The organism is Burkholderia sp. D-99, assembly GCF_011605345.1.
Taxonomy (GTDB): domain Bacteria; phylum Pseudomonadota; class Gammaproteobacteria; order Burkholderiales; family Burkholderiaceae; genus Burkholderia.
The window spans coordinates 183,077-197,751 of record NZ_JAAOXM010000013.1 but is presented as its reverse complement, the minus strand read 5'-3'; the positions used below and the strand labels follow the sequence as shown (position 1 = coordinate 197,751).

The 14,675-nt window shown below is 69.5% G+C and carries 10 protein-coding genes; 2 read left to right on the top strand and 8 right to left on the bottom strand.

Annotated features, from left to right (window positions below):
* Positions 1 to 108 precede the first annotated feature (108 nt).
* Together HAV18_RS32945 and HAV18_RS32940 are read left to right on the top strand one after the other, a co-directional pair.
* Complete coding sequence (locus HAV18_RS32945; RefSeq protein WP_166964315.1) at positions 109 to 1,182, top strand: type IV toxin-antitoxin system AbiEi family antitoxin; 1,074 nt, start codon at positions 109 to 111, stop codon at positions 1,180 to 1,182.
* Positions 1,151 to 2,056: a nucleotidyl transferase AbiEii/AbiGii toxin family protein gene (locus tag HAV18_RS32940; RefSeq protein ID WP_166964313.1), complete on the top strand. Its 906-nt coding sequence runs from the start codon at positions 1,151 to 1,153 to the stop codon at positions 2,054 to 2,056. The genes HAV18_RS32945 and HAV18_RS32940 overlap by 32 nt, the downstream gene beginning before the upstream one ends.
* A gap of 49 nt (positions 2,057 to 2,105) precedes the next feature.
* Here the strand turns inward: HAV18_RS32940 and HAV18_RS32935 are convergent, their stop codons facing one another.
* The 8 genes from HAV18_RS32935 to HAV18_RS32900 form a co-directional block, all read right to left on the bottom strand.
* Positions 2,106 to 2,522 (bottom strand): PIN domain-containing protein, encoded by a 417-nt coding sequence (locus HAV18_RS32935; protein WP_166964311.1) that lies wholly within the window; start codon positions 2,520 to 2,522, stop codon positions 2,106 to 2,108.
* The gene (gene vapB, locus HAV18_RS32930; RefSeq protein WP_166964309.1) at positions 2,519 to 2,782 is read right to left on the bottom strand and encodes a type II toxin-antitoxin system VapB family antitoxin; all 264 of its coding nucleotides are present in this window, start codon (positions 2,780 to 2,782) and stop codon (positions 2,519 to 2,521) included. The genes HAV18_RS32935 and vapB overlap by 4 nt, the downstream gene beginning before the upstream one ends.
* Before the next feature lie 250 nt (positions 2,783 to 3,032).
* Positions 3,033 to 4,049 carry a GNAT family N-acetyltransferase gene (locus HAV18_RS32925; RefSeq protein ID WP_166964307.1) on the bottom strand — a complete coding sequence of 339 codons (1,017 nt, stop codon included), beginning with the start codon at positions 4,047 to 4,049 and terminating at the stop codon, positions 3,033 to 3,035.
* Entirely contained in the window at positions 4,049 to 4,888 is an 840-nt protein-coding gene (locus HAV18_RS32920; protein WP_166964305.1) for a formyltransferase family protein, read from the bottom strand. Before HAV18_RS32920 ends, HAV18_RS32925 begins: the two co-directional genes overlap by 1 nt.
* Before the next feature lie 86 nt (positions 4,889 to 4,974).
* Positions 4,975 to 7,227, bottom strand: coding sequence for a TonB-dependent siderophore receptor (locus tag HAV18_RS32915; RefSeq protein WP_166964303.1), 2,253 nt, complete (start codon positions 7,225 to 7,227; stop codon positions 4,975 to 4,977).
* A gap of 22 nt (positions 7,228 to 7,249) precedes the next feature.
* Complete coding sequence (locus HAV18_RS32910) at positions 7,250 to 8,614, bottom strand: lysine N(6)-hydroxylase/L-ornithine N(5)-oxygenase family protein (protein ID WP_166964301.1); 1,365 nt, start codon at positions 8,612 to 8,614, stop codon at positions 7,250 to 7,252.
* A gap of 32 nt (positions 8,615 to 8,646) precedes the next feature.
* On the bottom strand, positions 8,647 to 9,681 hold the full coding sequence (locus HAV18_RS32905; RefSeq protein ID WP_166964299.1) for a GNAT family N-acetyltransferase: 1,035 nt from the start codon (positions 9,679 to 9,681) through the stop codon (positions 8,647 to 8,649).
* Positions 9,671 to 14,674: a non-ribosomal peptide synthetase gene (locus HAV18_RS32900; protein ID WP_166964297.1), complete on the bottom strand. Its 5,004-nt coding sequence runs from the start codon at positions 14,672 to 14,674 to the stop codon at positions 9,671 to 9,673. Before HAV18_RS32900 ends, HAV18_RS32905 begins: the two co-directional genes overlap by 11 nt.
* Position 14,675: the final 1 nt, after the last annotated feature.

Genomic DNA, 14,675 nt, shown 5'->3' with positions numbered 1-14,675 from the left:
TCCGGAATAACGCCGATATATCAATGCGTTGTGGATTTTTGTTCACTTTTTGACGTGCGTACATTTTTTGTGTACGCTGATGAAGAAGTGAACAAGCAATCACCTCCGATGCCCGATAACGCCCCCCTTCCGATGTCGGAACAGCACGTGCTCGATGAAGCCTGCGCCGCGTTCGAACGCGCGACCCGGCGCTTCAGCGCGCGGCCCGTGCGCGTGCCGGCCGCATACACCGGGCAAGCCGACGCGATGATCCGCTTCGACGTTGCCGGGCACGTATTCGAGATGCCGGCCGCCGTGAGCCTGCGCGTCGAATCGCTGCCGGGTGCACTCGCGGCACTGCACCGCCGCGGCGGCACTACCGCGACGCCCGGCGAGCGTCCGCTGATGCTGATCACGCCCTATCTTTCGGCCGAACTGGCCGCCGGCCTGACCGACCAGGGCATCCCGTTTCTCGACACCGCGGGCAACGCATGCCTGATTCAGCCGGAGGCGACCGTGATGATCGCGGGCCGGCCGAAACCCGCACGCACACCGCGCCGGCAGGCATCGCGCGCAACGACGCCGAAGGGCTTGGCCGTGATGTTCGCCATCGCGACGCAGCCGGGCCTCGTCGCGCAGCCGTATCGGGCGATTGCGGCCGCGTCGGGTGTCGCGCTCGGCACGGTCAACCTCGCGATGGACGACCTGATCGCGCGCGGCCTCGTCGGGCAGCGCCGCAATGGCGAGCGCCTGATACCCGACTGGCCGCGCTTCGTGCAGGAATGGGTTGCGCTGTACCCGAGCCGCCTGCGCGCGAAACTGCCGAGCCGCCGCTATGCGAGCCTCGCGCCCGACTGGTGGCGCGGTTTCGATTTCACATCGTTCGATGCGCGGCTCGGCGGCGAACCGGCGGCCGACCTGCTGACGCACGATCTGAAGCCGGCCGCGATCACCGTCTATACGCACGGCGCGGCATCGAACCGCCTGCTGCTCCAGGCCCGCCTGCGCCCGGACGATCACGGCGACGTCGAAATCGTCGAAGCATTCTGGCCGCACTCGCCCGCGCTCGATTGGCACGAGCCGCACGTGCCGCTCGTACCGCCGCTCCTGATCTATGCGGATCTCGTCTCGTCCGGGGACAGCCGCAACCTTGCCGCCGCCGAACGGATCCATGACCGATACCTCGCCCACCCGCCCGCTTGAAGTCGACGCGCGCCGGCCGCTCGACCCGGCGGCAGTCGCGCTGCTGCAAGCGGTCAGCCGTGCCTGCGCGCGCCTCGACGCGGCCTTCGTCGTCGCCGGCGCAACCGCGCGCGACATCCTGATGTGGCACGTCCACGGCATCCGGCCGGTGCGCGCGACACGGGACGTCGACGTTGCGGTGTGTGTGGTGAGCTGGCCGTTTCACGCGCAGCTCGTCGATGCGCTCGTCGCGACCGGGCAATTCACGCGCGCGCCGAAACAGCAGCAGAAACTGCTGTTCGAGAGCGGTACGCACGGTTTTCGCACCGAGCTCGATCTCGTGCCGTTCGGGCCGCTCGAAACGCCGCCGGGCGAAATCGCGTGGCCGCCGGGCGGCGAATTCGTGCTGAACGTGCTCGGCTTCCAGGAAGCGGTGGATACCGCGCAGCCGGTGTCGATCGACGCGCGCACCGTCGTGCCGGTGGCCAGCCTGCCGGCGCTCGTGCTGCTGAAGCTGCTCGCCTGGAAGGACCGGCGCGCACGCCAGAACAGCGATGCGTACGACCTGCTGTTCCTGCTGCGGAATTTTCACGATGCAGGCAACCGCGAACGCATCTGGGATGCCGCCCCCGACCTGCTCGAACTGCATGCGTTCCAGTCCGGCCTGGCCGCCGCCGCGCTGCTCGCGCGAGACGCGAAACGGATCGCTTCACCGCAAACGCGCGATGCCATCCGCGCGCTGTTGTCCGACGCAGCGACCTATGCCGTGCTCGGCCAGGATCTGCTGGCACGCGCGTTCGCGCTGTTGCCCGGTGAATTCAGCGATGACGCCAACCGGTATCTCGACGCATTCCGCGACGCCTTTCTCGCCGATTCCCCCGCCCCCCACGCATGACGCGACGTGGTGGAGCGGCAGCGTCATCACTGCTTTCGAACCGCCGCGCTCAGGCCGCCCAGTCTTCGAGCGACAACCCGGCCACCCGGCCGAATTCCCGGCCGTTGTTCGTGACGAGCACCGCACCGGCCGCGATCGCATGCCCGGCGATCGACGCGTCGTTCGCGCCGATCGGCGTGCCGCGCGTGGAGAGATTGGCACGAATCGCGGCCGTTGCATCGACGGCCGCCGTATCCCACGACAGCACGCCATCGAGCCGCGAAACAAAGGCGGTCACGAGTTCCACATGCTTCGGCGACGCCTTCCTGCCGACTGCGCCGAACCGCATTTCGGCATAGGTAATGGCCGAGACGACAATCCGGTGCTGCGCATTGACGCACGATTGCAGCCGCGCCAGCACCACCGGCGGCCGCTCGCGCATGATGAACGAACAGATGTTCGTATCGAGCATGTAGAGCGTGGTCACTGGCCGGACTCCGTCGGCGCGGCATCCCCGCCGGAAAGGTCGAAGCGGCCTGGCTCGATCACGGCCGGGCGTTCGGCGAGGAAGTCGGCATCGGCCAGCGGTTCGCTCGCGAACGAGAGCCACGTGGGCCGCACCGGCCGCAGCAGCAGGGTGTCACCCTCGCGGCGGATCTCGAGTTCCGTCACCCCCTCGAACTCCATGTCCTTCGGGATGCGGATTGCCTGGTTACGGGCGTTCTTGAAAATGGAAACGGTGCGCATGAGCCACTCCATGGGAGTACGATGCGCCCATTCTAGGCATATGCCTGCATATGTCAACTTGAGGGGGCGCAAATCGGATGTTGCGCCCCACGCTGCCACGGGTGTTTTTGTCATGTTGCCGGCCTGTCGTCGATGAGGAGAGCGATCCATTCTTCACGACGCAGGCCGCGCAGTCCATATCCCGAACGGCCGATGCTGGCGCGGCACCGGACCGCGCGCAACGTCGCACCGACGCTGCGCACCCGCCCCGTCACGGCAGCCGGAAAGTGTCAAAGAACGTATCGCGCTCGATCACGGTGAGCGCCGCGCGCTTGTGCGGAAAGTCGAACTCCTTCAGCGTGTAGAAGCCAAGCCGGTGCATGTACGCGATGTGCCGCACGTGATCGACGCGCGGCTCGCCGACGAGCCGCTGCGTGCGCGGTTCGTCGACGAACATGTAGTGCAGCACCCCGCTCCACCATGCATGCAGCTTGCCGGCGCTCTGGAAACGCGAGTCGCCGATCAGCAGGTGCAGCCCGCGGTCGTAGTCGTGCGCATCGTAGAACGGCGCGAGACGGTCCTCCTTCGCCCAGTAGAACTCGAAATAGCCGAACGGCGTGTCGTCGAAATAACCGATCATCGGGTGCATGTGCGGATCGGCGAGCCGCTCGGCGAGATACGCCGCGTGCTCGTCGCGTGTGCCGCGCTGGTCCCAGAACTGCGCGACGCGATCGAGGTTCATCCAGCCGCTGAACAGGTCCGCGTGCGCGTCGATGTCGACGGTGCGCAGGCTGAACGTCATCCCGACCTGCGGCATGGTGCGTGCATAGATCTCGCCGGCCGGCGACGGCGGCCGTACCGGGTGCCGGTGCCCGTTCGTGATCGCATAGCGCAGCGGCATCCCGCCCGATGCGGGCGCCTTCAGCCACGGCCGCGGGTTCTGCCAGAACGTCGTGCGCGACACGGTCAGCCGCAGCGTGTCGCCCGCAACCTGCGCGCCGTCGATCACGCCCTCACGCACCGCGCGCGCGACGTACGACGCAACGGCCGCCGTATCGGCGCCGCCGAGCGGCACCGTGATTGTTGCCGCGTCGTATCGCGTGTCGGTGTTGAAGAGCGCGACGAACGCCGCGAGCAGGGCATCCGGCGAATCGTCGGGCCGCCAGGCGTCGAGCGTGCGCTCGGCGACTGCCATCGCCTGCCCGTGCGCGGCGCCGTCGAGCGCGGCGGCCACTTCACCTTCGACGGCGTCCGCGGCGCCGGCCGGTTTCGTCAGCGTGTCTTCCATCACAGTGCTCCCGCGTCGTGGCGATCGGCGAGAACGTGCAGCCCCCGCTCGAGCGCCGGAAACAGGCTGCGCTGGAAGTTGTTCCAGCGCAGTTCGAGAATCGTGTCGCCCGGTGCGATCGGCGTGTCGAGCACGTCGCAGATCACCTCGCCGGAATCGATGCCGTTGTCGACGTAGTGGAACGACGCGCCCGTCATCGTCACGGGCTCGACGGACGACGTCGCGCCGCTCGCCCAGTCGACCCGTTCGCCGCGCGCGCCGTGCAGCGCGTCGAGCGTCGCCCACGCGCCGCGCCGCTGGTACGGCGAACCGTCGGCGGTGATGCCCGGGTGGATGTTGGCGATGCGCCGATGAAAGCGCGCACCGGGCCGCACGAGTTCGTCGAGGATCACGAGCAGCCCGTCGAGCACGACGACGTCGGCTTCGAGTTCGAGCAGGCGCTCGAGCAGGCGGCGCTCGAACGCCTGTTTGCCGGCCACGCGCTCGCGCGCGTCGCGCGGCAGGCGCCGGTACGTCGACGGAATCGAGCAAAACAGTTCGTCGACCGGCCGGCCCTGCACCGCCAACCCTTCCGGCAGGATCCACGGGCGGCCCGGTGTGCGCGCAAAGCCGTAATCGGCCACTTTCGCGCGATCGGCCGGCGAACCGCCGTCGTCGTCGACGATCACGCCCCTGAGCGTGTAGCGCTCGCCGAGCGGCGAGTCGTTCAGGCGTTCGACGAGGAATTCGAGCGGCGCCTTCATGTAGCGCGTGCCGCCCTGATACGCGACCGGCTGCCCGGCACGATCGGCCGCGCCGTTGCGCAGCGACTGGATGTAGACGAGATTTTTCTTCGGCATGGATGCGTCGTGGAAGAGCGGACGAAGGCGCCGCAGCCGGCCCGCGCCGGCCACGAAGGCCGGCCGGCGGGCCGCGGCGCGCATCGTCACCAGTTGTATTTCGCGGTCGCGATCACCGTGCGGTCGGTGCCGAAAACGCAGACGTTCACCGACTGGCAGCCGCTGATGTAGTGGCGGTTGGCCAGGTTCGTCGCATTCACGGCGAAGCGCCAGTTACGCGTGTCGTAGTGCACACCCGCGTCGAACAGCGTGACGCTCGATACCGTCAGCGCGTTGTCGGACCCACCGGCCGACGCGCTCTGGTAGCGAATGCCGCCGCCGAGGCCAAGCCCCGCGAGCGCCCCCGTATGCCACGTCCAGTCGGCCCACAGCGATGCCATCTGGCGCGGACGCGGAATGTCGACCGGCCAGTTGTTCAGCGAGTTGTCGTTCGCCTTGATGACCTTCACGTCCTGGTAGACGTACGAAGCGATCATCGACAGGTTCGGCGTGACCTTGCCGGTCGCGCTCAGCTCGATCCCGCGCGAACGCACCTCGCCGGACTGTACCGACTTGGTGCCGCTGTCGTCCTGACTCGGCAGCGCTGGCGTAATCCCGTTGGTCTGGTTGATCTGGTAGATCGCCGCGTTCAGCATCAGGTTCTTGCCGGGCGGCTGCCAGCGCAGGCCGGCCTCGATCTGCTTGCCGCGCGTCGGCTGCGGCAACCCGCCGCCGAGCAGGTTCACGCCGATCAGCGGATTGAACGACGTCGCGTAGCTGATGTACGGCGACAGCCCGTAGTCGCCCTGGTACGTGAGGCCGACGCGGCCGGTGAACGCCGTGACGTCCGCCTTCGTCGACGTGCCGCCGGCGCGGTCGTCCTGGCGCATGTTGACCCAGTCCTCGCGGCCGCCGAGCGTCAGCGTCCAGCGGTTCCACTTGATCTGGTCCTGCGCGTACAGGCCGAAGGTGTTCATCGTCGTGTACGTGTTCGTGCGATACGTGGTGTTCGGATCGGAGAACACGGCCGTGGTCACGGGCGTGTAGACGGGGTTGTAAATGTTCAGCGTCGGCGCGGCAGCCATCCATTCGCTGTCGGTCGCGGTCTGGCGGTTGTACTGGAAGCCCAGCAGCAGCGTGTGCTGCAGCGGGCCCGTCGCGAAGCGGCCTTCCACGTTGTTGTCGATGTCGAAGCGGCTGTAATTCATCTGGAACACACCGGCCCAGCGGTTGACATTGGTCGTGCTGCCGTCGGCGAAGCCGGCGCCCCACACCGAACCGTTGTCGAGCGACAAGTGCATCAGCCGCACGTTCTGGCGGAACGTCCAGGCCGAAGTCAGGTTCTGCTCGAACTGGTAGCCGACCGACCACTGCTTCTTGCGGTAGTAGTTGAAGTTCGGATCGCCCTCGTACACGTCCTTGTTGATCTGCCCGTTCGGGTTCGGCAGCACCGTACCCTGCGCGGGCAGGAAGTTCGACGAGATGTCGCCCCAGTCCTGCAGGTAGGTCGCGGACAGCGTCAGCGACGTATCCGCGTTCGGGCGCCAGCGGAACGACGGCGCGAGCGCGACGCGCTGGTCGTTGTTCGGGCCGGTCAGCGCGTTGCCGTCGCGTGCGACGCCGACGAACCGGTACGCATACTTGCCGTCCGGGTCGAGCTTGTCGCCGACGTCGATCATGAACTGCTTGCGCGCATAGTTGCCGATCTGCACGCCGGCCTCGCGCACGCGCTCGCCGTCGGCGAGCTTGGTCTGCACGTCGATGATCGCGCCCGGGTCGCCCGCGCCGTACAGCACCGAGGTCGGCCCGCGCAGCACGCTGATGCTGTCGATCATGTACGGATCGACGCGCCAGCTCGCGAGGTTGATCGTGTTCGGCACCTGCAGCCCGTTCACGTACGCGGTCGGCGTGAAGCCGCGCAGCGCCGAGTACCAGTCGGAACGGTTGTCCGAGCCGTACGACGAGAAACCCGGTACGTAGCGCAGTGCCGCGTTCACGTCGGTCGCACCGGTCATCTCGATCTGCTGCGCGGTGACGACGTTGATCGTCTGCGGGATCTCGTTGATCGGCGTGTCGGTCTTCGTGCCGGTGCGGCTGCGCTTCGCGACGAGTCCGACCGTGCCGTCGCCTTCCGAGGCCGCGTTGACGTTGATCGTCGGCAGCGTGCCGGTCGACGCACTGGCCGCCGCACCGCCCTGCGCACTGCTGGCCGACGCCGCGGCGCCTGCGTTCACGGCCGGCGCCGTCTGGGCATACGCCTGCCCTGCCGCCGCACCGAACGCCACGCTCGCCGCGGCTGCGATCGCACGCAAACGCGTGCCTGTTGCCCACTCCATCTTTCTCTGCTCCACTTTTTTCATGCGGTCTCCGACCGCGCCTTTGTCAAAGAGCGAAAGCCATCCGGCTCGCGCTCACCCCGTTTTCTTGTCTTGCCCGGGCCGCGCCTTCGTCATGGGCGGGCGCGATCCCGTCTTCGAGCGACGCGCAGATTTCGTCCGCGCGGCGCGCCAGTACCGACAGCAGCGTGTCGGACAAACCGTGGCTGTCTTCGCAGCAGCCTTGCAGGTAGATGCGCGGCGCGAAGGTTTCGGGCGTCGCGAGCAGGTAGTCGCGCGTGACGTCGCCGCGCGTGAGCGCATCGCCCAGGTGCGGCGCGAGCCCTTCGAGCAGCGCCGAATGCGTGTCGCGGCGGTAGCCGGTCGCCAGCACGAGCGCGTCGAAGCGTTCGACGCGCGTGGCGCCGCTCATCCGGTCGCGCAGCGTCAGCTCGATGCGGCCGTCGGCGGTGCGTACCGCGGCCTCGATCGCGCTGTTCGCGAGTAATGCATGACGCGGCGTGCCGTCGATGCGCTGCAGGTACAGCATTTCGTAGATCTGTTCGATCAGCGGCCGGTCGACCACCGCGTAGTTCGTGTCGCGATAGCGTTCGAGCAGCGCGCGGCGTGCGTCGTGCGGTTGCGCATAGACGACATCGGTGAATTCGGGGCTGAAGATCTCGTTGACGAACGGGCTGTCGTCGGCCGGCTTCAGCGCGCCGGCACGCATCACGAGGCTCGCATCGACGTGCGGGAAACGGCGCGCGAGATCGATGAACACCTCGGCCGCGCTCTGCCCCGCACCGATCACCGCGACACGGCGGCGCTCGCCGTCCGGCGACGCGACGAGCCGGTCGATGTCGGTCAGGTACGACGACGAATGGATCACGCGGTCGCGGCCGAGCGCGGCGAACGCGTCCGGAATCGCAGGCGTGCCGCCGACGCCGACCGACAGCGCGCGCGTGACGCGCTGGCGCTCGTGGCCGGTGGCGTCGCGCGACAGCACGCGCAGCGCGTCGATCCGTGCACCGTCGCCACGCACGGGCTCGATGCCCAGCACGGTCTCGCTGTAGTGAACGCGATCGTCGAACGCGTCGGCGACCCAGCTCAGGTAATCGTGGAATTCGACGCGCGTCGGATAGAAATTCTTCAGGTTGACGAATTCGTTCAGGCGGCCGCGTTCGAACAGGTAGTTGATGAACGTATAGCGGCTTTTCGGATCGCGCATCGTGACGAGATCCTTCAGAAACGAGATCTGCATCCGGCAGTCATCGAGCAGCATCCCGCGATGCCAGCCGAATTCAGGCTGGCGCTCGACGAAGCAATGGGCAAACGTGCGCGCGCCGCTGCGCTCCGCGAGGCGTATCGCCAGCGCCAGATTCGACGGCCCGAAGCCGACGCCGATCAGGTCGAATACGGTTTCTCTCTGCATGTCTCAGCTCCCTTGTCGGTGAATCCGGCCCGTCAGACGTGACGGCCGGAGAAGAACGTCTCGCGCAGCGTGCGCATCCACAGCGGCTGCGCGTCGGCCAGCGCGAGACGGCGCTGCCGCGCGAAGCCATGCCGCGCGAGATGGTCGGCAACCCGCGCGTGGCCGGCCGGAACGGCACAGCCGACCGCTTCGGTACGCGGGTCGTCGAGAAACAGGTAATGAACGACGGACGGCAGCCAGCCCGCCACGCAATGCGGGCCGCGCCAGCGCGCTTCGCCGACCAGCATCCGCAACCCGCGGTCGTAGTCGCGCGCTGCGACGTGCGGCGCGAGCGCGTCTTCCTTCAGCCAGAACGCTTCGAAATACGCGAACGGTTCGCCGTCGAAGCAGCCGACCAGTGGCGTGACGTGCGGATCGGCATCGGGTGCGGCGCCTGGCGTACCGTCCGCGCCAGGCTGTGCGCCCGGCCAGCCGTCGCGCACACGCGGCTCGTCGAACCAGCGCGCGACGAGTTGGGCGTCCTCGGCCGGCTGCCAGCCGCGCAGCGTGAAGCGCACGCCAAGCGCCGGCAGGTCGCGCGCATAGACGTCGCCGCGCGGCGCCGGCGGCCGGCGCGGATGGCGGCGGCCGTCGGTGAACATGGGCAACGTCGCGCACGGCAGATGCGGGCCGACGAGCCACAGATCGGCCTGCTGTGCCCAGCCTTCGCGCATGCAACGGCCGGCGTCGGCGAGCACGCCGCTTGCGCGCAGCGCATCGAGCGCGACCGCGGGCCACGCGGCCGGGTCGAGCCGGATCGCCGCGTGGCGCGCGCTGTCCGAAAACGCCGCGGCCAACGCGGCCAGCAGCGCACGCCGCTGGTCGGCCGGCGCCGCGCGATGGTTGTACGCGACGAGGCGCAGTGCGCCGTCGTCGCCGAGTTGCGCGCGCAACAACTGCGCGCCGATGCCGTCGCCCTGCGCGACGCGGATCTCCACGCCGTCGCGCATGGCGAACAGGCCGTCCGCGAACGCGAGGCGGTACGTATCGAGCATCGTGAATCCGTCCGGACGCACTTCAGCCAGCATGGCGTTCCTCCTGTCCCGTTTCCGTGCGCGCATCGAGCCGCGCGCCGAGTGCCGCGAGCGTCGGCGACGCGAACAGGTCGGCGACCGTCAGCGCATGACCGGCCCGGCCGGCCGCGTCGATGAAGCGCACGACGTCGAACGAGGTCGCGCCCGCTTCGAACAGGTCGGCATCGGGCTCGGGCGCGGCCGTCGCGAACGTGTCGGACCACAGCGCCGCGAGCGCGGCAGCCGCATGCGGTACACGTGACGACGTTGCAGCGCGTGCGTTGCCTTCCACCTGCGCGTGCTGCGACGCCTGCGCAACGGCCCGCTTGTCGGGCGCCCCGAGCGCGGCTTCCGACGCGCCGGCGAAGCGCGCGACTTCGTCGTGGTAGACATCGACGAGCGCATCGACGAAGCCGCGCTCGAGCAGCTCGTCCGCATACGAGAACGCGGCGCTCACGCGGCCGTCCGGATGCTCGACGACGTCCAGCTCCAGCGTGAACACGACGCGGTGGCGCACATCGTCGAATCCGGCCAGCGACAGGCCGGCCCAGTCGCGCGCCGCGGCACCGGTCGGGCGCAGGTAGTTGAACATCACCTGGAACAGCGGATTGGCCTGCGCGGCACGCGGCGCGCGCAGCGCCGCGACGACGTCCGCGAACGGCACGTCGGCGTGCGCATAGGCCGCGAGCGCCGTGTCGCGCACGTGTGCGAGCACATCCGCACGACGCGCGGCCGGGTCGATCCGCGTGCGCACGACCACCGAATTGATGAAGAGGCCGAGCGCCTCGCGGGCGGCGTCACCCGTCAGCTCGCGCGTCGACGCGAGCACGCCGACCGGCTGGTCGGCCGCACCCGTCGCGCGGAGCAGCGCGGTGTTGAGCGCCGCGTGCAGCAGCATCGGCAGCGTCGCGTGCGCGGCCGATGCCGTGTCGCGTGCGGCACGGATCAGCGAAGCGTCGAATTCGAACGCGATGCGGGCCGCGCGCCATTGCGGCACGGCCGGCGCGTCCGCGCGTTGCGGCAGCACGCGCGCCGGCAGGTCGGCCAGCGCATCGCGCCAGTAGGCGACGCGGGACGGATGGCACGGCGCGGGGAGCACGAGCGGGACGGCCGGTTGGGTGGCCGGTTGCACGGCCTCTTTGGCCGGCACGTCACCGCCCTGCACGCGTACGACATAGCGCGCACGAACCGCATCGAGCCACAGCTCGATCGATTCGCCATCCGATACGATGTGATGGATCGTCACCGACAGCACGTGATCGTCCGCGCCGAGCCGCAGCACCCGCGCGCGCCACAGCGGCGCGTCGGCCGCGAGGTCGAACGGCGCGAGTGCATCCTCGTCGGTCAGCGCCGCAGCGCGGGCAAGCACATCGGTTTGCGCCGACAGGTCGATCACCGGCAGTTCGACGGAAACGTCTGCGTCGATCCGCTGGCCCGGCAGCGCACCGTCGCGTGCCACGAGCCGCGCGCGCAGCGCCGGATGCACGGCCGCGACCTCCGAGAAGGCCGCACGCAGCGCATCGACGTCGAGCGGGCCGCGCACCCGCAGCGCGACCGGAATGTTGTACGCGGCGCTGTCCGGCTGCGCGCGCCACAGGAACCACAGGCCGAGCTGCGCCGGCGACAGCGGCCACACGCCATGTGCGTCCGGCTTGGCCACCGCGACGCCCGGCGCCGCGGCACCGGCCTGCGCGGCGCGTGGCGCATCGGCCACCTGACGCGCGTACTGCGCGAGCACCGGCGCTTCGAACAGCGCGCGCACCGGCACGTCGCGGCCGAGCCGTTCGGCCACGCGCGTCGCGACGCGCACGGCGGCAAGCGAATGGCCGCCAAGATCGAAGAAGTGATCGCCCCGGCCCACGCGCTCGAGATTCAGTACGTCGCACCAGATCGCCGCGAGCGTGGCTTCGTCGCCGTCCTGCGGCGCTTCGTACGTGCGTTCGACGCGCACGGGTGCCGGCAGCCGCGCGCGATCGACCTTGCTGTTCGCGTTGCGCGGCAGCGCGTCGAGCACGATCAGCTGTGCGGGCACCATGTAATCGGGCAGCGTACGGCGCAGGTGCGCGTCGAGCGTCGCGGCTTCGACCGGCTGCGCGGCCGCCTGTGCGTCGGCGGTCAGCTCGACGTACGCGACGAGCTGCGCGAGTGCGCCCTGCCCGTGCACGACCGCGCATGCTTCGCGCACCGCGTCGTGCGCGGCAAGCTGTGCCTCGATCTCGCCGAGTTCGATGCGCAGCCCGCGCAGCTTCACCTGATGGTCGACGCGCCCGATGAAGTCGAACACGCCGTCCGCACGACGGCGCACGAGGTCGCCCGTGCGGTACAGCCGCGCGCCCGGCGCGCCGTACGGATCGGGCACGAACCGCTCGGCGGTCAGCGCCGGGCGGTCGAGATAGCCGCGCGCGACGCCGATCCCTTCGCCGCCCAGATACAGTTCGCCGATCACGCCGACCGGCAGCGGATGCAGCCGCTCGTCGAGCACATGCGCGGTGCGAGCGCCGACCAGCGTGCCGATCGGCAGGTACGCGGCGTCGCCGAGCTTCGCGAGATCGTCGCCTGGCCGGAACATCCACAGCGTCGGCGTGATGACGGTTTCGGTCGGGCCGTAGCCGTTGACCACGCGCACGTTCGGCAGCGCGCGGCGCAGCATCGCGAACGCCTCGCGCGACGTCGCTTCGCCGCCAACGGTCAGCGAACGCAGCGTCGGCGGCGCGCCGTGCGCGAGCGCCCATTCGGCGAGTTGCGCAGCGCAGCCGGGCGGCACGTAGGTCATCGTCACGCCGTCGCGGACCATCATCGCGCAGGTTTGCGCGGGCGGCCACAGCACGTCGGCCGTCACCGACACGGCGGCGCCCGACATGTATTGCGAAAACCAGCCTTCATGCGCGCCGTCGAAGTTGACCGACTGGAACAGCAGGAACACGTCCTGCTCGCCCGCGCCGTAGCGCTCGGCGATCGCCGCGCAATGCAGCGCGAACGACGCATGGTCGACGATCACGCCCTTCGGCTTGCCGGTCGAGCCCGACGTGTAGATCGCATAGGCCGCATGACCCGGCAGCACGTCCGGCAGCACGACGTGCGCCGCTTCGTCGAGTGCCTCGACTTCATCGGCGCGCCACACGCGCAGCGCCGGCAGATCCGGTAGCGACGCGGCGCTCGCGCCGTCGGTCAGCACGTGCGCGATATTCGCGTCGCCGACGATCTGCGCGAGCCGTTCGCGCGGATGAGCCGGATCAAGCGGCACGAACGCGGCGCCCGACTTCAGTACCGCGATCAGCGCGACGAGCAGGTCGACCGAGCGCTGCAGCGCGACGCCGACCCGCATTTCCGGCCGTACGCCGGCCGCCACCAGATGGCGCGCCAGGCGGGCCGCACGCGCGTCGACTTCGCCGCGAGTGAACGCACGATCGATGTCGGCAACACCGCGCGCGTCGGGCCGAGCTTGTGCATGCACGGCGATGCGCGCATGCACGGGGACGAACGGCTCGGCATCGGTCGCACCGGCCGGCGCGTTCCATGCAAGGAGCTGCGCCCGCTCGCCGACGGGCAGCCATTCGAGATCGCCAACCGGCATGTCGGGGCGCGCGAGCGCATCGGCGAGCAGCGTGACGAAACGCGCGGCCAGCCGTTCGATAGCGTCCGCATCGAACAGGTCGAGCGCGTAGATGAACGCAGCGTCGAACGTGCCGTCCGGCGTCGCTTCGACCGAAAGCGTCAGGTCGAATTTCGCGGAAGGCGTACCGGAGGGCAGCAACGCGGCCGACGCCGCACCGAGCGCCGGCAACGCGCGACGCTCGCCGTACGCGGCCATCACCTGGAACAGCGGATGGTGGCTCGCGCTGCGCGGCACGCCGAGCGCATCGACCACCTGTTCGAACGGCACGTCCTGGTGCATCTGCGCATCGACGAGTGCACGCTGCGTGCGCGCGACCAGCGACGAGAAATCGCCGTGCGCGGGCACGTCGACGTCGATCGCCAGCGTGTTGACGAAGAAACCGATCAGGCCGGCGACTTCCGCGCGTTCGCGGTTCGCGGCCGGCACGCCGACGCAGATCCGCGCATCGCCCGTCGCGCGCGCCAGCAGCGCATCGAGCGTGGCGAGCAGCACCGCGAACGGCGTCGCGCCCGATGCGGCCGCGAATGCGCGCAGTTGCGCACCGATGCGCGCGTCGAGCGAGAACACATGGCGGGCGCCGCGCGCACTGCGGTGTGCGGGTCGCGCTGCCGCACCCGGCAACGTCAGCACGCCGCGTTGCGGATCGAGCCGTTCGCGCCAGAACGCGAGCTGGCGTTCGCGTTCGCCGGCGTCGAGCCAGCGGCGCTGCCACAGCGCGTAGTCAGCGTACTGGATCGGCAGCGGCGCGAGCGGCACCGGCCGGTCGGACGCATACGTGCGATAGAACGCCGCGAGTTCCTCGAGCATCACGCCCGACGACCAGCCGTCCGACACGATGTGGTGCACGGTCAGCGCGAGCCAGTGATGCGTCGCATCGAAGCGCACCAGGTGGGCGCGGACGAGCGGCGCCGCGCCGAGATCGAACGGCTCGGCTTCATCGGCCGTCGCGACGGCTTGAGCGCGCGCCGTGCGCTGCGCGTCCGGCAGCGCCTCGAGACCGGTTTCGCGCCACGGACAGCGCATCGGCGCATGGATCGTTTGCGCGACGCCGTCCTGCGCTTCGTCGAAGGTCGTGCGCAGCGCCTCGTGGCGCGCGATCAGCGCATCGCACGCCAGGCGCAACGCGTGCGCGTCGAGCGGGCCCGTCAGTGCCAGGCGCTCGGTGATGTGATACGCATCGGGCGCATCGATCAGCCGCGCATGCAGCCACAGCCGCGTCTGTGCGAACGACGCCGGCACGCGGTCGCTGCGCGGCTTGCGCGGCGGGATCGGCAGCACGCGAAAATCGATGCCTGCCGCGCCGAGCTTGTCGATGAAAACGGCGCGCTGCGCATCGGGCAGTTGCGCGAAACGCGTCGCGAGCGCGAGCCAGTCGGGTTGAACCTTCGTCATC